At 63.2% G+C, this 22,436-nt stretch carries 22 protein-coding genes and 1 pseudogene; 7 read left to right on the forward strand and 16 right to left on the reverse strand.

Annotated features, from left to right (window positions below; genetic code table 11):
- Positions 1-66: 66 nt before the first annotated feature.
- The 6 genes from YP76_RS22810 to YP76_RS22835 all read left to right on the forward strand — a co-directional run bounded on the left by YP76_RS22810 (position 67) and on the right by YP76_RS22835 (position 6,440).
- Positions 67-1,995, forward strand: a complete 1,929-nt coding sequence (locus YP76_RS22810; protein ID WP_046765848.1) for a copper resistance system multicopper oxidase — start codon at positions 67-69, stop codon at positions 1,993-1,995.
- Positions 1,992-3,179 (forward strand): copper resistance protein B, encoded by a 1,188-nt coding sequence (locus tag YP76_RS22815; protein WP_046765849.1) that lies wholly within the window; start codon positions 1,992-1,994, stop codon positions 3,177-3,179. Before YP76_RS22810 ends, YP76_RS22815 begins: the two co-directional genes overlap by 4 nt.
- 90 nt (positions 3,180-3,269) lie before the next feature.
- Positions 3,270-3,743 carry a DUF305 domain-containing protein gene (locus YP76_RS22820; protein WP_015449253.1) on the forward strand — a complete coding sequence of 158 codons (474 nt, stop codon included), beginning with the start codon at positions 3,270-3,272 and terminating at the stop codon, positions 3,741-3,743.
- A gap of 59 nt (positions 3,744-3,802) precedes the next feature.
- Entirely contained in the window at positions 3,803-5,338 is a 1,536-nt protein-coding gene (locus YP76_RS22825; RefSeq protein WP_025550097.1) for a PAS domain-containing sensor histidine kinase, read from the forward strand.
- Positions 5,328-5,951, forward strand: coding sequence for a response regulator transcription factor (locus YP76_RS22830; RefSeq protein ID WP_013039093.1), 624 nt, complete (start codon positions 5,328-5,330; stop codon positions 5,949-5,951). Before YP76_RS22825 ends, YP76_RS22830 begins: the two co-directional genes overlap by 11 nt.
- Positions 5,952-6,032: 81 nt before the next feature.
- Positions 6,033-6,440, forward strand: coding sequence for a response regulator (locus tag YP76_RS22835; protein ID WP_021245219.1), 408 nt, complete (start codon positions 6,033-6,035; stop codon positions 6,438-6,440).
- 61 nt (positions 6,441-6,501) lie between these two features.
- On the opposite strand, the gene corA is transcribed toward YP76_RS22835, so the two are convergent.
- Positions 6,502-7,470: a magnesium/cobalt transporter CorA gene (gene corA / locus YP76_RS22840; RefSeq protein ID WP_004212726.1), complete on the reverse strand. Its 969-nt coding sequence runs from the start codon at positions 7,468-7,470 to the stop codon at positions 6,502-6,504.
- Between the two features lie 449 nt (positions 7,471-7,919).
- On the reverse strand, positions 7,920-8,750 hold the full coding sequence (locus YP76_RS22845; protein WP_046765863.1) for an SDR family oxidoreductase: 831 nt from the start codon (positions 8,748-8,750) through the stop codon (positions 7,920-7,922).
- A 69-nt stretch (positions 8,751-8,819) separates the two neighbouring features.
- On the opposite strand from YP76_RS22845, the gene YP76_RS22850 reads away from it, so the two are divergent.
- Entirely contained in the window at positions 8,820-9,386 is a 567-nt protein-coding gene (locus YP76_RS22850; protein ID WP_004212724.1) for a TetR family transcriptional regulator, read from the forward strand.
- Positions 9,387-9,593: 207 nt separating this feature from the next.
- On the opposite strand, the gene YP76_RS22855 is transcribed toward YP76_RS22850, so the two are convergent.
- From YP76_RS22855 to hmpA, 14 genes and pseudogenes are all read right to left on the reverse strand, one after another.
- On the reverse strand, positions 9,594-10,139 hold the full coding sequence (locus YP76_RS22855; RefSeq protein WP_004212723.1) for a PepSY-associated TM helix domain-containing protein: 546 nt from the start codon (positions 10,137-10,139) through the stop codon (positions 9,594-9,596).
- A 116-nt stretch (positions 10,140-10,255) separates the two neighbouring features.
- Positions 10,256-10,663, reverse strand: a complete 408-nt coding sequence (locus tag YP76_RS22860; protein ID WP_004212722.1) for a single-stranded DNA-binding protein — start codon at positions 10,661-10,663, stop codon at positions 10,256-10,258.
- 315 nt (positions 10,664-10,978) lie between these two features.
- A pseudogene (locus YP76_RS22865) lies at positions 10,979-12,149 on the reverse strand (IS3 family transposase).
- 97 nt (positions 12,150-12,246) lie between these two features.
- On the reverse strand, positions 12,247-12,372 hold the full coding sequence (locus tag YP76_RS29120) for a hypothetical protein (protein ID WP_004212719.1): 126 nt from the start codon (positions 12,370-12,372) through the stop codon (positions 12,247-12,249).
- A gap of 39 nt (positions 12,373-12,411) precedes the next feature.
- Positions 12,412-12,621 (reverse strand): cbb3-type cytochrome oxidase assembly protein CcoS, encoded by a 210-nt coding sequence (gene ccoS / locus YP76_RS22875; RefSeq protein WP_004212718.1) that lies wholly within the window; start codon positions 12,619-12,621, stop codon positions 12,412-12,414.
- Positions 12,618-14,879 (reverse strand): heavy metal translocating P-type ATPase, encoded by a 2,262-nt coding sequence (locus YP76_RS22880; RefSeq protein ID WP_004212717.1) that lies wholly within the window; start codon positions 14,877-14,879, stop codon positions 12,618-12,620. The genes ccoS and YP76_RS22880 overlap by 4 nt, the downstream gene beginning before the upstream one ends.
- Positions 14,880-14,881: 2 nt before the next feature.
- Complete coding sequence (locus tag YP76_RS22885; RefSeq protein WP_232307695.1) at positions 14,882-15,673, reverse strand: DUF2189 domain-containing protein; 792 nt, start codon at positions 15,671-15,673, stop codon at positions 14,882-14,884.
- Positions 15,674-15,898: 225 nt separating this feature from the next.
- Positions 15,899-16,777, reverse strand: coding sequence for a cytochrome-c oxidase, cbb3-type subunit III (gene ccoP, locus YP76_RS22895; protein ID WP_004212713.1), 879 nt, complete (start codon positions 16,775-16,777; stop codon positions 15,899-15,901).
- A complete protein-coding gene (locus YP76_RS22900) occupies positions 16,768-16,938 on the reverse strand; it encodes a cbb3-type cytochrome c oxidase subunit 3 (protein ID WP_004212711.1) in 171 nt (56 codons plus the stop codon). Before YP76_RS22900 ends, ccoP begins: the two co-directional genes overlap by 10 nt.
- Positions 16,939-16,953: 15 nt before the next feature.
- Positions 16,954-17,706 (reverse strand): cytochrome-c oxidase, cbb3-type subunit II, encoded by a 753-nt coding sequence (gene ccoO, locus YP76_RS22905; protein ID WP_004212709.1) that lies wholly within the window; start codon positions 17,704-17,706, stop codon positions 16,954-16,956.
- Between the two features lie 3 nt (positions 17,707-17,709).
- Positions 17,710-19,353 carry a cytochrome-c oxidase, cbb3-type subunit I gene (ccoN, locus tag YP76_RS22910; RefSeq protein ID WP_004212708.1) on the reverse strand — a complete coding sequence of 548 codons (1,644 nt, stop codon included), beginning with the start codon at positions 19,351-19,353 and terminating at the stop codon, positions 17,710-17,712.
- A 345-nt stretch (positions 19,354-19,698) separates the two neighbouring features.
- Positions 19,699-20,487 (reverse strand): YbaY family lipoprotein, encoded by a 789-nt coding sequence (locus tag YP76_RS28875; RefSeq protein ID WP_046765850.1) that lies wholly within the window; start codon positions 20,485-20,487, stop codon positions 19,699-19,701.
- A gap of 249 nt (positions 20,488-20,736) precedes the next feature.
- Positions 20,737-21,198 carry a hypothetical protein gene (locus YP76_RS22920; protein ID WP_004212706.1) on the reverse strand — a complete coding sequence of 154 codons (462 nt, stop codon included), beginning with the start codon at positions 21,196-21,198 and terminating at the stop codon, positions 20,737-20,739.
- A 12-nt stretch (positions 21,199-21,210) separates the two neighbouring features.
- A complete protein-coding gene (gene hmpA / locus YP76_RS22925) occupies positions 21,211-22,422 on the reverse strand; it encodes an NO-inducible flavohemoprotein (RefSeq protein WP_004212704.1) in 1,212 nt (403 codons plus the stop codon).
- Positions 22,423-22,436 lie beyond the last annotated feature (14 nt).

Consider the following 22,436-nt stretch of genomic DNA (forward strand, 5'->3'; position numbering starts at 1 on the left):
GGGGGATGAGGCCACGCTGCGTATTTCCAATAGGTCCGCCCTCTTTCTTAAAGCTGAGACAACCGAATGATTTCTGCTCTCGACCGCCGCCAGTTCCTCTGCGGCGCGGCCCTCGCCGGCGGCGGCGCCGCCTTGTCAGCCTGGCTGCCGGCCTGGGCGCAGACGATCTCGCCGGGGATGCGACCGACGCTGCCGACCGTGTCGGGCGAAGACATCACGCTCACCATCGCCCGGCAGTCGATGACCATCGACGGGCGCAAGTTCCGGGCAATCGGCCTCAACGGCACGGTCCCCGCCCCGCTGATCCGGCTGCGCGAGGGCCAGCGCGTGCGGCTCAACGTCATCAATCAGCTGGAGGAGGACAGCTCGATCCACTGGCACGGGCTGATCCTGCCGGCCAATATGGACGGTGTGCCGGGCGTGTCTTTTCCGGGCATCAAGCCGGGCTCGAACTACCTCTACCAGTTCTCCGTCGTGCAAAGCGGCACCTACTGGTACCACAGCCATTCAGGCCTGCAGGAACAGGAAGGCCATTACGGCCCGATCATCATCGATCCCGCCGGTGCCGATCCGGTCGCCTATGACCGCGAGCATGTCATCGTGCTCGCCGATCACAGCGCGCTCTCGCCGCAGGCGATCTTCCGGCGCCTCAAGGTCAACCCCGGCCATTTCAATTTCCAGCGCCAGACCCTGGCCGGGCTCCTGTCGGGCAAGGATCAGCCGCTCAAGGACCGGCTCGACTGGGGCCAGATGCGGATGGACCCGGCCGACATCTCCGATGTGACCGGATCCACCTACACCTATCTCGTCAACGGCCATGGTCCGATGGACAACTGGACCGCGCTCTTCACCCCGGGCGAACGGGTGCGGCTGCGGGTCATCAATGCGTCGGCGATGACCACCTTCAACGTCCGCATCCCCGGCCTGCCGCTGACCATCGTCCAGGCCGACGGGCAGAATGTGGTGCCGGTCACCGTCGACGAGTTCCAGATTGGTGTTGCCGAGACCTACGACGTCGTTGTCAGCCCAGGCGATGACAAGGCCTACACCCTTGTCGGCGAGGCGATCGACCGCTCGGGCATGGCGCGTGCCACGCTCGCGCCGAGGGCCGGCATGGCCGGCGAGGTTCCCCCCTTACGCAAACGGCCGCTCGCCGACATGAAGGACATGGGCATGGACATGTCCTCGATGCCGGGCATGGAAGGCATGGACATGTCGGGCGGCGCTATGCGGGGCGTCGATCCGACGGCCGAGAAGAACGCGTCCGCGCGCCTCGCGACCGGCGCGGCGGCAGCGATGGCGACCATGGACAATAGCGCCATGGCAGGCATGGATCATTCGGGGATGGATCATGGATCGATGGCCGGCATGGACCACGGCGCGATGGGCGCCGATGGCCAGATGGCGGGCATGGATCATGGCGGGCACGCGATGGGCTCGATGAAGATGCGCGACTTCTCGAACGCGCCGCAGGTGAAGCGCGACCCGAGCGTCCAGACCATCTCGCCGATGCCCGTAGACCGCACCGGCGAGCCCGGCCAGGGCCTCGCCGACGTCGGCCACAAGGTGCTTGTCTACAGGGACCTGATGGCGCTCGATCGCAATCCGGACGTGCGCGCGCCGAGCCGCAGCATCGACATTCACCTCACCGGCAACATGGAGCGGTTCATGTGGTCGTTCGACGGCGAAAAAATGTCGGACCATCACGAGCCGATCCCCTTCATCGAAGGCGAGCGGGTGCGCGTCAATCTCATCAACGACACGATGATGGGGCATCCGATCCATATTCACGGGCATTTTTTCGAGCTGGTGACGGGGCATGGCGATCATGCGCCGCGCAAGCATACGGTGATCGTCCAGCCCGGCGGCAAGGTGACCTGGGACTTCACCGCCGACGCGGTCGGCGACTGGGCCTTCCACTGTCATCTCCTCTACCACATGCATGCAGGGATGATGCGGGTCGTGAGCGTCCGTCCGAAGGGAGACGCGCAATGACCCGCATCCTCACGCCGCTGGTGAGCGCGATCGCCCTTCTCTCCGCCGCGCCCGCCTTTGCCCAGGATCATTCGATGCACGACATGCCCGGCATGGCGCCGCCGGGCGGGGCGCGGCCGGCGCAGGAGAAAAAGAAGGACAAGGCCGCCGCGCCGCGCCCCAAGCCCGCTATCAGGCCGCGCGCTCAGAAACCAGCGCCGGGCACCATGCCGGCAATGGACCATTCGCAGGACCAGGCCAGTCCTGCGCCACAGGCAGATGCCGCCGGTCAACCGCAACCCGCTGCTCCCGCGATGGCGGAGATGCCGGGCATGGACCACTCCCGGCATCAGGACGGCGCGATGCCGGACATGCCCGGGATGGACCATTCGCAGCATGGCCAGACCGCCATGCCCGGAACCTCCGCCATGCCCGGCATGCAAATGACCGGCACGGCGCTTCCGGCCGGCAATGCGCCCCCGCCGCCCCCCCCCAGCGACCACTTCGCCGATCGGGATTTTCCCGGCGGCGAGATGGCGCGCTCGCGCGACATCATGATGAAGGACAGCGGCGGCAACAATTTCGGGCAGGTGCTGCTCAACCTGTTCGAGTATCAGGCGCATAGCGGCCGCGATGGCTATCGCTGGGATGGCGAAGGCTTTTACGGCGGCGACATCAACCGCCTCTGGCTCAAGAGCGAGGGGGAAGGCGAGTTTGGCCGCGGGATCGACAGCGCAGACGTCCAGGCCCTCTATAGCCGCGCCATCGACCCCTATTTCAACCTTCAGGCCGGCGTCCGCCAGGACTTCGGCCGCGGGCCCAACCGCACCTATGCGACCGTTGGCGTCGAGGGTCTGGCTCCCGGCATGTTCGAGGTCGAAGGCGCGCTGTTCCTCTCGACCAAGGGCGACCTTCTGGGCCGGGTCGAGGGCTATTACGACCAGCGCATCACCCAGCGCCTGATCTTGCAGCCGCGCGCCGAGGTCAATTTCGCCGCGCAGGATATTCCGGAGAACGACATCGGTTCGGGGCTGGTCAACATAGAGCTCGGCGCGCGCCTGCGCTACGAATTCAGCCGCCAGTTCGCACCTTACATCGGCGTTTCCTATCTGCGCAAAGCCGGAGACACGGCGCGGCTGTCGAGGCTTGCGGGCGAGGACGTCCATGCCACCAGCTTCGTCGCCGGCATCCGCTTCTGGTTCTAGGATCGGGACAGCTGATGGCGGGGGCGAACAAGAGAGCGGGGCGTTACACTCATACCCAGGTCGGCCGGCGCCGAGCGAAGGAGATACGCCATGGACCATTCGTCCCACATGAACACCCGGAAGATGGGTGCCTATTGGAGCCTTGCCGTTCAGACCGTCATCAGCGGCGTCATCATGTATCTGGTGATGTTCGTCATGATCGACGGGCTCGACAGCTTCTACAACAACCTCAACATGCTCTACATGACGCTGATGATGGTCGCACCGATGGTGGTGCTGATGATCCTCGCCATGCGACACATGTTCGTGTCGAAGGCCGCCAACATCGCGCTGATCGCCGCGTCGCTGGTCGCCTTCTTCGGCAGCTTTGCACTCATCCGCACCCAGACCACGATCGGCGACACGGCCTTTCTGCGCTCGATGATCCCGCATCATTCCGGGGCGATCCTGATGTGCCAGGAAGCAAAGCTCAGCGATCCGGAAGTCATCCGGCTTTGCGAAGCGATCAAGCGCTCGCAGCGGCAGGAAATCGACGAGATGAAGGCCATACTCGCGCGGCGCTGAGTGGCACGGTCGGGCTACGCCCGGATACGTGCGCCCGGCCAGGCATGTGAGCCGGGACGATGGTCGACACGAGGCGCGGGCCGGACGAGATTGCCAGGGAGGTGGTGCGGCTTGCGCCGTTGTTCCTGCGACAGGCTGGCGGCCATGTCCTGACGCTGCTCGATCCTGCCGGGATCGTGCTGAGCTATAATGAAGAAGGCGAGCGTGCCGAATGCTGGCCGCTCGACCGCGTCCTGGGACAGCCCCACGACCTGTTCTACCCGCCCGACGAGATTACGGCCGGCCGGCCGTGCGCAGACCTGGCGGCCGCCCTTCACGAGGGCACGCTGGAGCGCGAAGCGTGGCGGGTCTGCGAGAATGGAGCGGAGTATCTCGCGCGCCTGACGATCAGCGCCCTGTTCGAAGGCGACGCACATCGAGGCTTTGCCTGCATCAGTCGCGATGTCACCGACGAGGCGGCGGTCCGGGCGTCGATCGAGACCCGCGAGCAGCATCTCCAGTCGATCCTGGCGACGGTGCCGGATGCGATGATCATCATCGACGAGACCGGCGCCATCACATCCTTCAGCGCAGCGGCACAACGCCTTTTCGGCTACAGCGAAGCCGAGCTCGTCGGCCGCAACGTCTCCTGCCTTATGCCCCAGCCCGATCGCGACCGGCATGACGAATATCTCGCGCATTATCTCCAGACCGGCGAGCGCCGGATCATCGGCCTCGGCCGCGTCGTGGTCGGCCAGCGCCGCGACGGCTCGACCTTCCCGATGCAGCTGTCGGTCGGCGAGGCCGGTGAAGACGGGCAGCGGTTGTTCACGGGCTTCATCCGGGATCTCACCGCCAAGGAGCAGGATGAGCTCAGGCTCAAGGAACTGCAGGCAGAGCTGGTCCATGTCTCCCGGCTGAGCGCGATGGGCACGATGGCTTCGACTCTTGCCCACGAACTCAACCAGCCGCTTGCCGCGGTCGCGCTCTATCTCGAGACGATCCGCGACATGCTCGACGAGCGGGACGACGAACCCTTCGTGTCGCTGCGGTCGGTGATGGATGATGCCGCCCAGGAAACGCTGCGGGCCGGCCATATCGTCCGGCGCCTTCGCGATTTCGTCGCCCGCGGCGAGGTCGACAAGAGCCTCCACGAGCTGCCGCAGGTCATCGCCGAGGCGAGCCAGCTCGCGCTGGTCGGCGCACGCGAGCGCGGCATCCGCAGCTTCTTTGCGGTCGAGCACGCCGCGACGCCGGTCCTCGTCGACAGGGTGCAGATCCAGCAGGTGCTGGTCAACCTGATGCGCAATGCCATCGAGGCGATGGCGGAGTGTCCGGTTCGCGACCTCAAGGTGGCGACCAGGTTGCGCCCTGACGGGCTGATCGAGGTGACCGTGGCGGATACCGGCCCCGGCATCGCCGACGAGGTCCGGGAGCAGCTCTTCACGGCGTTCAAGTCGACAAAGGCCGACGGCATGGGCCTCGGCCTTTCGATCTGCCGGACCATCATCGAAGCGCATGGGGGCCGTATCTGGATGGAGCGCCCCGACCGCGGCGGCGCGCGCTTTCATTTTACCTTGATCCATGCGCGGGCGGAGGAGGAACATGGGGGATAGACGCGTCATCCATCTGGTCGACGACGAGGAGAGCATCCGCAAGGCGGCGAGCTTTGCGCTCAAGACCGCGGGCTACGACGTCGTGACCTATGCCTCGGGCGTGGAGTTTCTCAAGGAGGCGAAGTCGGCGGCCGTCGGCTGCGTCATCCTCGACGTGCGCATGCCCGAGATGGACGGTCTCGAGGTTCAGGCCGCCATGGCAGCACGCGGGGTCAACATGCCGGTCATCGTCCTGACCGGCCATGGCGACGTGTCGGTTGCGGTGCAGGCCATGAAAGGCGGCGCGGTCGACTTTCTCGAGAAACCCTTCGAGAAAGCCGCCCTGCTCGGCGCCGTCAGCCGCGCGTTCGCGCGTCTCGACGATGTCGACCTTCGTACCCTGGAAACGTCCGAAGCAGGGGTGCGGGTCGCTGCACTGACGCCCCGGGAGCGGGAAGTGCTCGAAAGGCTGGCCAACGGCCTGCCCAACAAGACGATCGCCTATGACCTGGGCTGTTCATCGCGAACGGTCGAGGTCCATCGCGCGAGCCTGATGGCCAAGCTCGAGGTCCGCAATCTGTCCGAAGCCCTGCGGATCGCCTTTGCCGCGGGCATGGGCCGCAAGCCGAAGTGACTGCGACCTCTACGTAGCGACGGGACGAGGCGCGATATGCGATCGATGGTGCAATCGTCACACGGGTGTCCGCTTCTCGCAATGCCATCGGTCCGTTCCACCCAGCATGATGGCAGATACACCATCCTCGTCTCCGACGACGATCCCGGCGTGCGGCGTGGCCTCCAGCTGCTGCTGAGATCGCGCGGCTATGCCGTGTGGGGATATACGACCGGCCGCGCGCTGTTGGCCGACCCCCGCGCGAAGGAGGCGGACTGCGTCATCCTCGACTATCGCATGCCCGACATCGACGGATTCGCGATGCTGCGTCACCTTCGCGAGATCGGATGGTCGGGACGGGCCATCATGATCTCAGGCTTTCACGACACGCTGCTGGCCTCGCGGGCCGCCGAGGCGGGCTTCGATCACGTTCTCGCAAAGCCGTTGATCGGCAGGGCTTTGCTCGATGCGTTGGACCGGCACCGCGCCGAGACGCTTCGAAAGCATTGAACTGTGGCAACCTGCCCCCGGCGGCCTCAGCCCTGCGCGATGTGGACAGCGGTCAGCGACGTCAAAGCCAGTGGTTGCGTTTGAACCGGATGTAGAGTCCGATGCAGACCGCAGCGATGACGCCGAGGATGACGAAATATCCCCACTGCGTCTTCAGTTCGGGCATATTCTCGAAGTTCATCCCGTAGATCCCGGCAATCGCGGTAGGCACCGCGAGGATCGCGGCCCAGGCGGCGAGCTGACGCGTGATCGCACCCTGGCGCTGCTGTTCGAGCAGGTGACTCGCCTCGAACACCGAGATCAGGATGTCGCGGATGCCGGTGATGGCGCTCTCAACCCGGAGCATGTGATCGAGCAAATCACGGAAATAGGGTTTGGAGGCCTCATCAAGCCGCGGAAGCTGCAGGTTCACCAGCTTGCGACCGACCTCGAGCATGGGTCCGAGCACGCGTTGGAAGCGGACGAGCTCACGCCGCAGCGTGAAAATCCGGGTCACCTCCTCGCGGGTGAGAAAGGCTGCAAGCATGCGCTGCTCCATCTTGAGGACGTCCTCCTCGATCGCCTCGACGATCGGGAAATAGCCATCGACGATGAAGTCCAGAATGGCATGGAGCACATAGTCCGGGCCCTCGCGCAGCAGGTCCGGCGTGATTTCGAGATGCGCGCGAAGCTCGCTGTGCGAGCGTGCCGAACCCTGCCGAACGGTGATGAGGAAATTCTTGCCCAGGAAAATCGCGGTGGAGCCGTAGGCGATATGATCGCCTTCAAGATGTGCCGTCCTGGCGACGATGAACAACTGGTCACCGTAGACGTCGAGCTTGGAAATCTGGTGGCCGTTGCCGGCATCTTCCACGGCAAGCGGGTGAAGGCCGTAATTTCCGGCGATGTCGGCAAGTTCTGTTTCGCTGGGCTGGGAGAGGCCGATCCACACAAAGTCATCCTTGGCGATATGCTCGCACGCCGGATCGATCAGGGTCACCGGCCGCAGCCGTTTGCCCTCGTGATAAAGAAAGGCGGCGACGACGCTCATGGCACTTTCCGGTGCCGCCACCTGCGGCGGCGACCGGAAGCCGTGTGCCTCGCCCATTGAGACGCGTGCACAAGCAGGCGCGCCTCGCCCTTTAACCCCAGTCGCAGGAAGACGAAGGCGGCGCGCAGCAATTCGAGCGAGAGCTTATAGAAGATGCGGCGGAGCGTTGGGTTTCGCAGAAGGCCGCTCCCGTTCATGACGCGCGTGGCTGGGCGGCGCGCTGCCACATCAAGGGCACGCAGACTGCGAAGGTCCGCGCACCCTTGATTGGCGACCGCGAAGGTTTTCCTCTCTTGCGATGGTACCAAGCGATTGCCCGTTTGGCGCTTCGGCAATCGTGTCGGATGGCTATACCTAAGTATCGGATAGCGGCGCTGACGACAGGGGTTGCCGGGCCCCGGTGAGGCGCATCGCACCGCGCGGAGACGAAAGCTGGAAGACGGGAAAGCTCAACTGTCGGAAGCGACCGAGCGCGCGAGCGCTTCCTGGGACTGCAGAAAGGCGAGCCGCGATTGCAGCGCCGCCTGGACAACGCCGAAAGCGTCACCCCCCAGAGTCACGCGCAGCGGCGGATGGTCGCTGGTTGCGACATCGACGATCGCTTGCGCGATCTTTTGCGGGTCGAGCGTGTAGAGCTCGTTTCCGGCGGTCTCGAACATCTTGCGGATATCGCCGGCGGGCGTATCGCGATAGGCGGCGATCTCGCTGGCGAATTGCAGGTTGTGGCTGAAGCTGGTGCGCGCGCCACCCGGCTCGATCAGCGTCACGAACAGGTTGAAGGGTTCAAGCTCCTGGCGGAGGCATTCGCTGAAGCCCTCCAGGCCCCATTTGGCCGCATGATAGAGACTGCTCGTCGGAAGCGAGCCCTGACCGCTGGCGCTGGAGATCTGGATGATCCGGCCGCTCCCGCGCAGGCGCATCGCGGGGACAAAGGCGCGGGTGATGTGGATGGGCGCCATGAGATTGAGCGCGATCTGGCCTTCGACCTCGGCGTCCGACATCTCTTCGGTGGCGCCGATCACGCCGCCGCCGGCGTTGTTGACCAGAATATCGACGGGTCGACGCGCCTGCGCCCGGGCCACGACCGCAGCAATATCGTCCTTGACCGTGACGTCGAGCGCTTCGACGCGCAGCTGGCTCGGATATTTCGCCGCAAGGTCGTCGAGGCTTTCGGGCCTGCGAGCCGTCGCGGTAAGGTCGTCGCCCGCGGCCAGGATCAGTTCGGCCAGATGGCGGCCAATGCCGCTGGACGCGCCCGTGAGAAACCAGTGATTGGACATATGCTGCTCCATATATTACCAACTGGTAGGTAACTTCATATGTGGAATGCGTCAATGCCGGGAGGTGTGATGAAGGAACGAACCAGGCGGAATGCCGCACAGAGCCGCGAGACGCTCCTGGCTGCAGCGACCGAGGAGTTCGCGTCCCATGGGCTGGCGGGCGCGCGGATCGATCGCATTGCGCAGGCGGCGGGTATCAGCAAGCCGATGCTCTACACCTATTTCGGGGACAAGGAGGCGCTCTTCGATGCCGCGCTGACGCAGGAAGTGATGGACGCGGCGCAGGCCGATCGCTTCGATCCCAATGATCTTGAGGGTTATGCGGGGCGCACCTATGACTTGCTGGTCGAGCGCCCGCGCTTGTGGAGGCTGCTGACCTGGCATCATTTGGAGCGTGGCCAGGATGTTCTGATGCTCCCGGCCGGCGAGGTCCTTCTCGGGGAGAAGCTGGACGGGATCGCAGCGGCGCAGGCCGAGGGGCGGATCGTCGCCGACTTCACGCCCATGGACGTCGTCCGGCTTGTCGCCGCCCTCACCCAGCTCTGGTGCATGACCGGAGCCGCACGCGACGCTACCGAGCATGCGGCGCGCAGGGCGACGATCATGCGGGCGGTGGGGCGACTGCTGCGCGTGTGATCGTGCGAGGCGCGCGTTGCCCGCCCGCGCGCCGATCAGGACACAGCAAGCTCCATCGCACCCCGCGACATTACCCGACCGCGAAGATACGGCGGCTCATCTGCTCGCGCTGCCCGTGGGCACGGCGGGCCGAGCGACGATCAGAATTGCGCGGCCACAGCCGAACCGGAGTGGATCGGCAAGTGAGCCCGTCGCAGCGCGATGACCTCAGGTCGCAGGCCTTGATGCGCGACGTTTCGTCAGCAGTCGTTTGAGATCCTTCGCAAGGCGATAAAACAGAATGACGATCCCGGTGACCACGATGAGCAACGTCGCCGATGCAGCGACAACGATCAGTGGATGGTTGTAACTGCGCGAGGCGCCAAGGTTCATGATATGGATTTTGTAAAAGAAATCATAGAAGTCCCACAGGTCCGAACGGCGACTGAGCACCTCTCCGGTGAACGGATCCAGATAGAGGCGACTATGCTCCTTGTCGGCGAAGCTGGCGCGCCACAGCGGCCCGCCGACCTGCGCTTCCTCGGGCGCCGTTTCCTGATAGTCGACCGCCTGCAGCCTGCCGGATCCTTTGTAGGACATCAGAGCATAGCGCCGAGCGTCTGCCAGACTGATCTCATCGACATTTTCGCCAGTGTAGGCGTTCCACCAGCTTTCGCTTCCGCCCCGCGCCTTGAGGACCCATATCGGACCGCGCGGCGTATTTTTGAGCGTGGCCTCGTTGAGGTCGGTGTGGCATGCGATCTTCGATCCCATGCGACGGAAAGCGGATAGTGCAGACGCCCCCGCCTGCAAAATCCCTCGCGAGCTATGGCAAATCCGGCTCGCCGCTGGATGCCCCCGCGCGCCACAAGCGCGCGGGGATCCGGGGGTCAGAAGGGCACGTCGTCGTCGAGCTCAGGATCAGGGTCGCCGGCCTCGTCGGACTTCGATTTCGCCCGGCTGAGGAAGTCGATCGTCTCGGCGATGATCTCGGTGCCGTAGCGCTCGACGCCGTCGCCATCGGTCCATTCGCTGTAATGGATGCGGCCGCGCACCAGCAGCTTCATGCCCTTGGTGCAATGCTCCTGCACGGTCTTGCCGAGGCCATTGAACGCGGTGATCCGATGCCATTCGGTGTCCTGGACGCGGTAGCCTTTCTCATCGCGAACGACCTTGCCTTCCGAATAGCGGGGACGCGAGGTCGCCAGGGTGAAGTGGGTGATGCGGGTCCCGCCCTGGGTGGTGCGGCTCTCCGGATCCATGCCGATATTGCCGGCAAGAATGACGATGTTCTGCATGATCAAATCTCCGTTGCTTCCGTCCGAGGGACCGTCCCTCCGACGAGACCCGGCCAAGACCGGCGGGAGACGAGGGCATCGACGCGCAAGCGGCGACCCGACCCACAAGGGCCGGAGTGGTGCGGGCAGGCGCGCGAGCGACAACCCGGTCCGGCACCGCGGGGGTTGCCCCACGGCAACCGTCCGGGCTTAGGGGATCAGTCAGGCGGAGGGCGCTTTCCCTCGGCGCCAGGCAACGGCAGAGCCATGTCGCAACATCGCGATGGGCCGAGCTCAGGACATGGACTGCCCGCAATGACTGGTCCGGTTGTGTAGTTAGTTGATCTGCGCCTCTGATACCAGCCTGGGCGGGAGGCGGAGCGTAGCGGAGCCGAGCGGCCAGGCTGGCATCTTGATCGTCTCCGGGGCCGGTGGTCGATATCCGAGACTGCTGTGGGGCCGTGCTCGGTTGTAATGATCGCGCCACCAGCCGGTGACGATCCGCACCTCCTCAAGGCTGTAGAAGATTTCGCCGTTGAGCAGTTCATCTCGCAGACGGGCATTGAAGCTTTCGATATAGCCGTTCTCCCATGGGCTGCCGGGCTCGATATAGAGGGTAATGACGCCAAGCCTGCCGAGTCACTCGCGCACCGCATTAGCGACGAACTCGGGGCCGTTATCGGATCTGATATGCTCGGGCGGCCCATGCTCGATGAACAGATCGGTCAGCACGTCAATCACGTCGTTCGACCGGAAGCGCCGCAGCGGCACCATCGCCAGGCATTCCCGGCTGAACTCGTCGATAATGTTGAGCATTCGGAACTTGCGACCGTTGTGCGTCTGATCCTCGACGAAGTCGTAGGACCACACATGCCGCGATGCTCCGGGCGCAGCCGGATGCACGATCCGTCGCCGAGCCAGAGCCGCCGCCGTTTCGGTTGCCGCTTCGGCACTTTAAGACCCTCCCGCCGCCAGATACGCTCAACCACTGACAGGCTGACCTGCCAGCCCGCCTGGCCCAGCAAGACATGGATGCGGCGATAGCCATACCGGCCATAGTCCTTGGCCAGCGCGATGATGTCGGCTGTTAGCCGCCGCTCGTCGGCATCATCCTTCGGTGGATGGCGCTGTGTCGAACGATGCTGGCCCAGAACACGGCAGGTCCGTCGCTCCGATACCGGCAACGCGCGACGGATCTGCTCGATCGCCTCACGGCGACGGGAGGGACTCAAAAAGTCAGCTTCGACGCCTCTTGCAGGATCGCCTTGTCGAGCGCGAGGTCGGCCACCAGCTTCTTCAGCCGCGCATTCTGGCGCTCCAGATCCTTCATTCGCCGCGCCTGGTCGACCTTCAGCCCGCCATATTCCTTGCGCCACCGATATAGCGTCTGCTCCGCGATCCCGATCTGGCGGCAAGCCTCCACCGCTGTGCCGCCTCGCCCCACAATCACCTCTACTTCACGCAGCTTCGCTATGATCTGCTCCGGCGTAAACCTCTGACGTCCCATACATTTCTCCAATTCTCATGCCCAAATGGGCTCTCTTCAGAATTGGACCAGTTTTTCCAAGGTAGACCACTATCCCTCCGTCAGACCGATGCCAGCCTCACAGGAGGTTTCGGGCAACAGCGGCAAGACTGAGTGCAAGCGCGACAAGGCTGGGAATGATGACCGCCGCCCCGCAGATGAAGGCAAGGACGCCCACCCAATTCCAACTCGGTGCCTGCATCATCACTTCGTCCTTTGCCCAATGGTGTCCACACCACCATCCTTATCGCAAACGATTTGCCTCGCCCTCGGTTTCGGGTCGCCAATCATCAGGTTCGACAAGAGGCTGGTCTGACTTGGCGTCGGTCACGACTCGCTCGGCCGCTCCATCCAGATCATCATACTGCCCGGTGCGCATCGACCAAAGAAAGGCGCCCAGCCCAGCAAGGCCCATCAGCAGCGCGACCGGCACCAGCCACAGGATCCCGCTCATCGGGTAGCGGCCAGGGGAACGAGGGTCGGTGCCGGCGCTCGCCTGCTAAGCCGTGATCCGCGTGCTGCGGGAATTCGCAGAGAGTTCGCAACGACCGAAATCGACGAAAGCGACATGGCGACGGCAGCAAGCAGTGGGGTGACATAGCCCGCCATGGCCACAGGAATCACCAAAAGGTTATAACCGACGGAAAGCGCCAGGTTCTGGCGGACACGTTGCCGGGCCGCGCGCGCGATCTGCACAGCGCGCGGAACCGCATCGAGATCCTGGCCGAGATAAACAATATCCGCGGCCGCCCGACCGATGTCGGCGGCATTGGAAGGAGCCATCGAAACGTGCGCCGCCGCCAGTGCCGGTCCATCGTTCAGCCCATCACCCACCATCAAGGTCAGGCGCTGACTGTCCGCCAGCGCCTGAAGCCGCTCCACCTTATGCTGCGGCAGCAATCCGGCACGCCAGTGGGCGATACCGATCGCGTTCGCGAACCCCGACACAGAAGCAATGTGATCGCCCGAAAGCAGTTCGATAGGCAGCCCAAGCGCGTCAAGCTTGGCCACCGCTTCCCGCGCACTCGTCTTTTCAACGTCCAAGAAGGCAAAATGGCCGGCAAGCTCACCATCGACCGAGAACACGGTCTGGAAACCGCCACTCTCGCCCGTGCCTGGATTCAAAGCCCAATCGGCACGCCCCAGGCGAAACAGATGGCCGTTCCGCTGGCCCTCCAAACCCCGGCCCGGCAGCTCGGAAAAACTGTCCAGATCGAGGCCGGACAAGGCGCCGCCGTTGGCGGCAATCGCGCGTGCGACGGGATGGTTGGAACGCGACGCCAGCGCCATCACGATTGCGCGATAGGGTTCATCGATGGCGATCTTGCTCACTCGCAAATCGCCATGAGTGAGCGTGCCGGTCTTGTCGAAAATCACGGTATCGACCTGTGCAAGCCGCTCGAGCGCGCTTCCATCCTTGAGCGCGATGCCGTGCTCGAACAAGCGCTTCGCCGCGGCGACCTGAACCATGGGTATGGCGAGACCAAGCGCGCAGGGACAGGTCACAATGAGCACCGAAATGGCAATGGTCAGCGCCCGATGCCAATCGCCTGTGTCAAGGAACCACCCGGCAAACACGGCCAAGGCCAGCGAATGGATGATCGGCGAGTAATAGGCCGCAACACGGTCGGCGAGACGGCGATAGCGTGCTCTGCCCTGCTCGGCCGCTTCCATCATTCGCACCATTTCGGATAGAAAGGACCGCGCGTGGCTGTTGGTCACACGCACCTTGAGCGAACCATTGAGATTCAGCATGCCCGAAACGAGCGTGCTTCCCGGTCGTACCGGCACCGGCATCGCCTCGCCCGTGACCGCGGCAGTGTCGAGATCGCCCTCGCCCGCAAGGACAAGACCATCCAGCGGAACACGCTCGCCTGGCGCGACGAGGATGACATCACCCACCGAGACATCCTCGAGCGGTCTAAAAGCGCGCGATCCATCCGTGCCGATTACATTCGCGCCCGCAGGCGTCATTCGCGTCAGCCCGAGCACGGCCGAACGGGCCTTGTCACGCATGGCATGGTCGAGCGTTCGTCCGACAAGCAGGAAAAAGATCAGCGTCACGACCGCGTCGAAATAGGCATGGCGTCCGAAATGCAGCGTGTCGTAGATGCTGAGACCCAGTGTCAGGACGATGCCGATCGAGATGGGCACATCCATATTGGTGCGTCCCGCGCGCAATGCCGACCATGCCGACAAGAAGAAGATGCGCCCCGAAAAGAATACCGCGGGAAGCGCGAGCAGCGCCGAGATGAGATGGAACAGCTGCCGCGTAGCGGGGTCGGCGCCTGACCAGACCGACACCGAAAGCAGCATGATGTTCATCGCCGCGAAGCCGGCGACCGCTGTCGCGACGATCAGCCGGCGCTTTTCGGGATCGGCGCGTTCGTCCGGTTGGCTGAGAAGATTTGCCTCGAAGCCCGCCTCGTTCAGCGTTGCCAGCAAAGGCGGTGCACTCGCGGTTTGCGCTTGCCGCCATGTGACGGTCACACGCCGCGTCGATAGATTGACCCGAGCCGCTACGACGCCCTCGAGGTTACCAAGGATGCGCTCGATCTTCGCCATGCATCCGCCGCAATGCGCGGTCGGGACCGACAGTTGCGTCCTCATCGTTCCGTCATCCAGCGATTGGCTGGCGAAGATGAGTTCATCGACCGATTGCCCGGTCAATGATGTCGGCGCCTGGACGGCAGGCATGGCATGGCTGGCCATGTCTAGGCCTGCGTGTCTGAGACCGCGCGATAGGCATGCCATGTGGCATGTCCAAGCCACGGGAAGATGACGATGAGGCCGATCAAGCCCGTAGCCGCGCAGAGTATGAAAAGCGCAAGGACGATGGCGCCCCAGACGATCATCGGCGCAAGGTTGTTCCAGACGAGCGCCGTGCTTGTTCCCATCGCCGTGAGCGCATCGACCTTGCGATCGAGGAGCATCGGAATGGCAAAAACACTGATCGCAAAAGCGAATGAGGCGAACAGGCCGCCCACCGCCGTGCCGACGCCGAGAATAATCCATCCCACCGGCTCGGTCAGCAGGAAGGCGGTTATGTGAGGCAGGCCGGGAAAGGGGCGCACGCCGAAGAACAACGCATAGATGAGCACCGCGGATCGCATCCACAGTAGCATCAGCAGGCTGAGCAGGACCCCGGTGAAAAGCACCTGCGGGCCCGCCGCCGGTTTCACCAGGAGCATTTCGCGCAGCGACGTATCGCGTCCCGCTTCTCGGTTGCGGCTTTTCTCATAGAGTCCGATGGCCAGCAGCGGGGCAATGATCATGAAGCCGGCGAGCGCGGGAAAAAGAATATAGTCGCGGCCATACAGCGCGAGCATCGCGACAGCAGCGAGAGACAGAAGGAAAATGCCCAGACCGTAGGCCAGGCTCGGCATCGGCCGATGGAAAAGATCCTGCCATCCGGCCTTGAGCCATTGGAAGCCGATGGAAGCGGGAAGATGGCGCTGAAACCGCGCGCTCTTCGTCTCCTCGATGCCCGAGGTCTGGCTCAGCAAGCCATAAGAGGGGCTTTTATCGCTCATGTCCCGCTACCTTTCAGCATGCCGATTTCGCCGCGCGATACTGCCCGCTCCCGTTCGCGCGTTCCTTCAAATGTCCCACGCATTCGGGCTGCGAGCGAAAGGCGACGTAGAAAAAATGCGCGTTCGCAAGAACGAACAGCAAAAGGCCTGCTGCCACCAGCGTCCAGACCAGCCACCGGGATCGGGATCGCATGGCCGTCATCGCTGAGGCGCGCTCAGCGAATGAACATAGAGCGCCAATATCTTGATATCCGAGTCCGTAAGCCGCTCGTCCCATGTCGGCATATGCCCCTGGCGTCCGCCATGGACGGTCTCCACGATCTGATCGATGTCTCCTCCATAGATCCAACGCGCGTCCGTCAGATTGGGAGCGCCGACATCGCGCTTCCCGCGCGCATCCTCGCCATGGCAAATCGCGCAATTGGCCATGAAGACCTCGCGCCCCGATACAATCGACGTCCGATTGGCATTCGTCACGAACTTGGGATGCGACAAGGCGTAGACATAGTTGGCCGCCAGACTGACCTGATCGGCATCGAGTATCCCGTCGCGTCCGAACGAGGGCATCTGCGAGACGCGCCCCTGCGGATGCTCCACATTGACCCCAACGCGCATGGTCTGCGCGATCGTCTCAAGGTCGCCGCCCCAGATCCAGTCGTCATCGGTCAGATCGGGATAACCATAACCCCCCTTGGCATTAATGCCGTGGCAGGCGGCGCAGTTGTCGCCGAACAACCGGTGGCCGGTGCTACGCACGATGGTCATGAGCCGGGGGTCGGCCGCGATCTGCTCGAGGTTCTCGCTTTCGATCCGCTTTATCCAGTCGGCCCGTCCCGCCTGCGAATCGACCAGGTGCTTTTCGACCGAGGTGCGCTGGTCGATGTTGAGAATTCCCTTGGTGTAGGTGTCGCCCAAGGGCCAAGTCGGCATGAGAATCCACCAGGCGAAAGCGAAGAGATGGGTGACGATCAGAAAAATCAGCACACCCTTGGGGACCGGCGTATCGAGCTCCTTGATGCCATTCCAGACATGGCCGGTCGTTTCATGACCGCTGACGGGATCGCGCTCTACGTCCATGGCTTGTCGTCCTGATCGAGAACGCTTTGTTTGGCTCGGTTGAACTTGCCACGATTGGACGGCCGGAACGTATAAATGAGGACACCGATCATCAGACCGATGAGGTAGAACAGCCCCCAGCTTTTCGAGAATGCAACAAGAGCCTCGTGGCTTATGTCCATGCCTGCCTCCTCATGTCATTTCACCGGCTCTGGCGGCTTCTGCGGCGCGGCCGTATTCTTGTACGGCACGTCGGTCAGCCGGCCGAGAACCTGAAGATAGGCGACGAGCGCGTCCATCTCGGTGACCTCGGTCGCCACATCGTCGAACACGCGAACCTGCGTTTCTTCGCCATACCGCTCGGTGATACCGGACGAGGTCGAGCTTTCCGGTGTCGCCTGGTCGAAGGCATCGACGCTCGCATTCTCGATCATGGCATCGGTGTAGGGCACCCCCGCGGCCCGCAGCGCCTTGAGGTGCAAGGGCAGATCAGCGAGGCGCAAGGGCGTCCGCGCCAGCCAGGGATAGGCCGGCATATTGGAATCGGGCACCACATCGCGCGGATTGGTCAGATGGGCGACGTGCCAGAAATCGGAATATTTGCCGCCAACGCGGGCGAGGTCGGGTCCGGTGCGCTTCGAACCCCAGAGCATCGGATGGTCATATTTGGATTCGACCGCGAGCGAATAGGGACCATAGCGCTCAACTTCGTCCTGCAGCGTCCGGATCATCTGGCTGTGACAGGCATAGCATCCTTCGCGCACATAGATGTTTCGCCCCGCCAGTTCGAGCGGCGTGTAGAGCCGCATGTCTGGCGCCTCCTCGACCGTCTCGTCGATCGTGAAAAGCGGAGCGATCTCGACGAGGCCGCCGACACTGGCAGCCGCGATGATGGCGAGCACGAAGCCGATCGCCGAACGTTCGAGCTTGCGATGAAACAGTTCCGCCACGGCTCAGGCCCTCCCCGCCGCCGTCGCGGCCTGTAGCGGGACGTCGCCTTCGAACGGCGCCTGGGCCGAGGCGGCGCGAATGGTCCTCCACATATTGTAGGCGCCGATCACAGCACCGATCAGGAACAGAAGGCCGCCGAGCGTACGCGCGATGTAATAGGGATACATGGCTCTGAGCGAATCCAGGAAGGAGTAGGCTAGCGTGCCTTCCTCCGTATAGGTCCGCCACATCAGGCCCTGGATGATGCCCGAGTTCCACATGGCAAAAATGTAGACAAGAGTGCCGGCAAGCGAGAGCCAGAAGTGCCACTCGACCAAGGCGGGCGAATACATCGCCTCGCGCTTCCACAAGGACGGCACCAGCGTGTAGAGCGAGCCGAAGGTGATGAGCGCCACCCAGCCGAGCGCGCCGGCGTGAACATGGCCAACCGTCCAGTCGGTGTAATGCGAAAGCGAATTGACGGGCCGGATGGCGAGGAACGAACCTTCAAAGGTCGAGATGCCATAAAACACCGCCGCGACCATCATGAAGCGGAGCGTCGCATCATCGCGCACGCGGTGCCAGGCGCCGTTCAATGTTAGCAAGGCGTTGCCAGCCGAAGCCCATGACGGCACGAGGAGCATCACCGAGAAGGTCATGCCCAGCGTCTGAACCCAGTGCGGTAGGGCGGTATAATGAAGGTGGTGGGAACCCGCCCACATGTAGAAGAAGGTAATGCCCCAAAAGCTCAGGATCGAGAGACGGTAGGAGAAGATCGGCCGCTGGGCCCGGATGGGCAGGTAGTAATAGAGCATGCCCAGGAAGCCCGCCGTCAGGAAGAAGGCGACGGCGTTATGACCATACCACCACTGCACCATAGCATCCTGGACGCCCGACCAGATGGTGTAGCTCTTCGCATGGCCCAGCGAGACCGGAATCGCGAGATTGTTGATGATATGGAGTATCGCGACGACGAGAATGAAGGCCATGAAGTACCAGTTGGCCACATAAATGTGTGGTTCCTTGCGGCGTGCGAGCGTCCGGATGTAGAGGATGAAGTAGGTCACCCAGACGATCACCAGCCAGATGTCGGCATACCATTCGGCCTCGGCATATTCCTTCGATTGGGTAACCCCGAGCAGATAACCGCTGGCCGCGAGGATGCAGAACAGGTTGTAGCCCACCAGCACGAACCAGGCCGAAAGCTGATCGGGAAGACGCGCCCGCGAGGTCCGCTGCACGACATGCAGCGAGGTGGCGATGAGCGCGTTGCCGCCAAAGCCGAAGATCACGCCGCTGGTGTGCACCGGTCGCAAGCGGCCGAAGCTCGCCCAGGCACTGTCAAACGTCAGGTCAGGGAATGCCAGCAGCGCGGCGACCCAGACCCCCACGAACATCGCCACCACCGCCCAAGCCATGCTGGCGATGATGCCGGCCTTGATGGGCTCGTCATAGTAGCTTTGCAAACGGGATTTTGGCGGTTCCGGTCCCCAGATGCCGCGGATTACGATGATGGCGCAAATGGCGGCAATGGCCAGGATCAGCCAGCCGTGGATTTCCATTGTGTCCTGATTGCCTGCCGCTGCGAGAACGAGGCCGCACAGACCGACGGCAACGGAAATGGCGAGCGCGATCTGGCGTTCGGTCTCGGTCAAGGTCAGTATCATGGCCGATCTATTTCCCCCCTCATCGGTCATCGCCACGGGCTGACAGCGCAGCAGCAGGTTCGCTCCCGATGGGAACACAGCTCGCGCCGAACCAGCAACACGCGGGTCGGACGGAAGTTCCCAACTATTGCCCTGCCGTCTCCCGCGGTAAACACCAAAAAATCAGTGGTCAGCGTCGCTCGCCACGCATCGCGGCCGAATTTGAACCTGTGTTTGGCGACGGCGCAATGGACTTTTGCCGATCAAGCTCTTGGACCGTTAAGCCTGTGTCCAAGACTGGCTCGACCTCCGTCTCCGATCGGTCAGGACTGAGCGGCAGCCGCTCTTCAGCATACTGCGGTCGAATCAGCGTATCGCCGCCAGGTATCGTCCGTCGTCGGCACGGAAGAGCACTGACCCATTGCTGTTGACGGACCATGAGGTCACATCCTGCAGAATGGCCAGGAACCTGGTTTCCTGGTTCCCGAGCGCCGGCACGCAAGCCCGGCGCGTCACGGCGAGCGGTCCGATCCGAAGCGACTGTTCCTCGATCGAATAGTCGCCGGTGAACCTGTTGCAGCCGGCCGATCCGCTCACTCGGCCGTCTTGCGAAAACTGCACCGTCACATTGGATTTGTCGATCAGACCGGTCTGATTGATGTCCTCCACCTTGAATTGCGGGCCGATCAAGCCTGAAGCCGCCGGGCGGTCACCAACGCGAACCATATTGAGCGTCCCCAGATCCTGCTCGAACCGCGTGGGATCGACCGAATGAACCGTATCCGTGGTCCATATCGGGTTGCCCTCGGGATCGGTAATCGTCGCACGGACTGCGTAACGCATGTTGGTCTTCAAGTCCTGTTCCTTCACCCTAATCGAAAATGGCAAAGGAACCTGCTGCCCTGCTGTCTCGCGCGTTTCCTTGGCAATGATCACCGATCTCGCATCGGCGCGCGAAACGTCCAGCAGTCTCACGTTGAATTTCGCGCGGGCGGGCAGAGCGATGCGCTGTCGATAGGATGCGTTGCCGGTTACGACCTTGTCTCTCAGCTCCGCAATGGGGGCTTGGGGATCGACGTATCGCGCGCCTGTCGCGCAGCCGCCGAGCGCGAGCATGGTCATCGCCAGTACGGCTTTGAATGGCTTGTTGAACATGGCGTTTCACTTTGCTGTGCGATTGGAGCGGAAGAGAGCAGGTCAGGCGGAACCCATGGCATCGGCAATAATGGGAGGGCTTCGAGCGGCAGTCCTGTGGGAATCGACTTCGCATAGGATGGTTCCGAACCACGAACGTCCGATGGCGGGCGGAAGATTGGGCTGGATTGGCGCGGGCGGCCCCGGCGGATATCTGATCCCCTCTTGGGAGACAGCCACTGAATTTTGGAACCACACGAAAAGCGCAGTCTAGAACCCGTGGCTTCCCGCCACTGCGCCGAGAACCGTGACAGCCGCGATACCCAGCAATATTCGGTGAAGTGTCTCCATTCGGGCAAAATCTGCGGCGGGCTTGACCGATGTCATCATTCGGCGGTGGAGAAACAGCGGCTCGATCACGAAAAGCATCGCGGCGAACACGGCCCACAGCCCTACCATCGCATGCATCCACCAGAAGCGAAGATCGAAAAAGCGGTCCCACATCTGCGCGCGATAGATCATCCAGAAGCCGCTCAGTCCTGCCAATAGCACCCAGATGCGCGCCTGCGCCGCAAAGCGCCCCTCCAGTCGATGAAAGGCCGCCAGCCGCTCCGCCGGCGGATTGGCGGCGCGCACGGACGGCATCACCACAAGCGTCACGAACGCCACGCCGCCGATCCAGACAAGGACCGCCAGGACATGAACGGCCCGGGCCAGGATGATGTCGTCCATGCCTCCGCTCCCTCAGGCCGCGAGCAGTTCGTCGGCCGGGCCGAAGAACTCATAGTGGATCCTGTCCGACGGCACACCCGCCAGCGACAGGGTCGAGACCGCATGACGCAGGAACGGACGCGGCCCGCAGATGTAATAGTCCGCTTGTGCGACCGGTGTGCTGGCGACCAACCATTCATCGGTAATTATGCCGGCCACATCGTAGTCGCTGCCCTCTGTTTCATCCTCGAGCGGGGTCTGGTGAAAATCGGTGATCGCGATCGATTGGCCATGGCTCGCCACAGCGCGGACATGGTCGCGCATCGCATGGGTGTCGCGGTCATGCGTGCCGTGGATGTAATGAACCGGCACTTCGGCGCCGTTCTGAACGAGGGCTTCGAGCATCGCCACCATCGGCGTCAGGCCCACGCCGCCCGACAGCAGTACGACCGGCCGTTCGACATGATCGGCGAGGAAGAATTCGCCAGCAGGCGCGGCCACCTTCAGGATCGTCCCGGGTTTCGCCTCGTCGTGCAACCAGCCCGACGCGAGCCCTTGCGGCTCGCGCTTGACCGAAATGCGATAGGTTTCGCCATTGGCGGCGGCCGAAATCGAGTAGTTGCGCTTGACCGGCGGATGTCCGGGAATTTCGAGCCAGAAGGTAAGATACTGGCCCGGCTTGTGGCGCATGACGGGGCCGCCGTCGACGGGGCGAAGGACAAAGGAATTGATGACGCTGCTTTCGCGCACAACGTCTTCGACGCGGAAATCGCGCCAGCCGTTCCAGCCGCCGGCCGCGTCCTTCTGTTCGGTGTAGACGCGCTGTTCCCGCGCGATCAGGATATTGGCGAGAAACCAGTAAGCTTCCCCCCAGGCCCCGAGGATTTCGTCGGTCGCCGCATCGCCCAGCACCGCCTTGATCGCACCGAGCAGTGCTTCGGCGACGTGCGGATAGTGCTCCGGCAGTATCTGGAGACCGACATGCTTTTGCGCGATGCGCTCGACCGCGGGAGCCAGCGCGCCGAGATTGTCGATATTGCTGGCATAGGCGAGAATGGCGCCGGTGAGCGCGCGCGGCTGCGAACCGGCGTCACCATGATGCGACTGGTTGAAAAGATCGCGAATGTCCGGGTTCTGGAACATCCTGGAATACATTTCATGCACGATATCCAGACCATGCGCTTCGAGCGCGGGGACCGTCGCCTTGACGAGCGCGATGGTCTGATCGCTGAGGGGCTGCGACATAAACTTCTCCTTGT

The sequence above is a fragment of the Sphingobium chungbukense genome, from assembly GCF_001005725.1.
Lineage (GTDB): Bacteria > Pseudomonadota > Alphaproteobacteria > Sphingomonadales > Sphingomonadaceae > Sphingobium > Sphingobium chungbukense.

What these genes read in the sequence shown, in the direction of transcription:
- YP76_RS22880 (WP_004212717.1), bottom strand. Translation starts at nt 14,879, where the DNA reads ATGGCCAGCCATGCCATGCCTGCCGTCCAGGCGCCGACATCATTGACC.
- YP76_RS22845 (WP_046765863.1), bottom strand. Translation starts at nt 8,750, where the DNA reads ATGTCCAATCACTGGTTTCTCACGGGCGCGTCCAGCGGCATTGGCCGC.
- YP76_RS28875 (WP_046765850.1), bottom strand. Translation starts at nt 20,487, where the DNA reads ATGTTCAACAAGCCATTCAAAGCCGTACTGGCGATGACCATGCTCGCG.
- YP76_RS22855 (WP_004212723.1), bottom strand. Translation starts at nt 10,139, where the DNA reads ATGGGATCGAAGATCGCATGCCACACCGACCTCAACGAGGCCACGCTC.
- YP76_RS22810 (WP_046765848.1), top strand. Translation starts at nt 67, where the DNA reads ATGATTTCTGCTCTCGACCGCCGCCAGTTCCTCTGCGGCGCGGCCCTC.
- ccoP (WP_004212713.1), bottom strand. Translation starts at nt 16,777, where the DNA reads ATGGACGTAGAGCGCGATCCCGTCAGCGGTCATGAAACGACCGGCCAT.
- YP76_RS22815 (WP_046765849.1), top strand. Translation starts at nt 1,992, where the DNA reads ATGACCCGCATCCTCACGCCGCTGGTGAGCGCGATCGCCCTTCTCTCC.
- YP76_RS22835 (WP_021245219.1), top strand. Translation starts at nt 6,033, where the DNA reads ATGCCATCGGTCCGTTCCACCCAGCATGATGGCAGATACACCATCCTC.
- ccoN (WP_004212708.1), bottom strand. Translation starts at nt 19,353, where the DNA reads ATGATACTGACCTTGACCGAGACCGAACGCCAGATCGCGCTCGCCATT.
- YP76_RS22830 (WP_013039093.1), top strand. Translation starts at nt 5,328, where the DNA reads ATGGGGGATAGACGCGTCATCCATCTGGTCGACGACGAGGAGAGCATC.
- YP76_RS22820 (WP_015449253.1), top strand. Translation starts at nt 3,270, where the DNA reads ATGGACCATTCGTCCCACATGAACACCCGGAAGATGGGTGCCTATTGG.
- YP76_RS22850 (WP_004212724.1), top strand. Translation starts at nt 8,820, where the DNA reads ATGAAGGAACGAACCAGGCGGAATGCCGCACAGAGCCGCGAGACGCTC.
- YP76_RS22920 (WP_004212706.1), bottom strand. Translation starts at nt 21,198, where the DNA reads ATGGACGACATCATCCTGGCCCGGGCCGTTCATGTCCTGGCGGTCCTT.
- ccoS (WP_004212718.1), bottom strand. Translation starts at nt 12,621, where the DNA reads ATGAGCGGGATCCTGTGGCTGGTGCCGGTCGCGCTGCTGATGGGCCTT.
- YP76_RS22860 (WP_004212722.1), bottom strand. Translation starts at nt 10,663, where the DNA reads ATGCAGAACATCGTCATTCTTGCCGGCAATATCGGCATGGATCCGGAG.
- YP76_RS22900 (WP_004212711.1), bottom strand. Translation starts at nt 16,938, where the DNA reads ATGGACATAAGCCACGAGGCTCTTGTTGCATTCTCGAAAAGCTGGGGG.
- hmpA (WP_004212704.1), bottom strand. Translation starts at nt 22,422, where the DNA reads ATGTCGCAGCCCCTCAGCGATCAGACCATCGCGCTCGTCAAGGCGACG.
- YP76_RS22825 (WP_025550097.1), top strand. Translation starts at nt 3,803, where the DNA reads ATGGTCGACACGAGGCGCGGGCCGGACGAGATTGCCAGGGAGGTGGTG.
- corA (WP_004212726.1), bottom strand. Translation starts at nt 7,470, where the DNA reads ATGAGCGTCGTCGCCGCCTTTCTTTATCACGAGGGCAAACGGCTGCGG.
- YP76_RS29120 (WP_004212719.1), bottom strand. Translation starts at nt 12,372, where the DNA reads ATGATGCAGGCACCGAGTTGGAATTGGGTGGGCGTCCTTGCCTTCATC.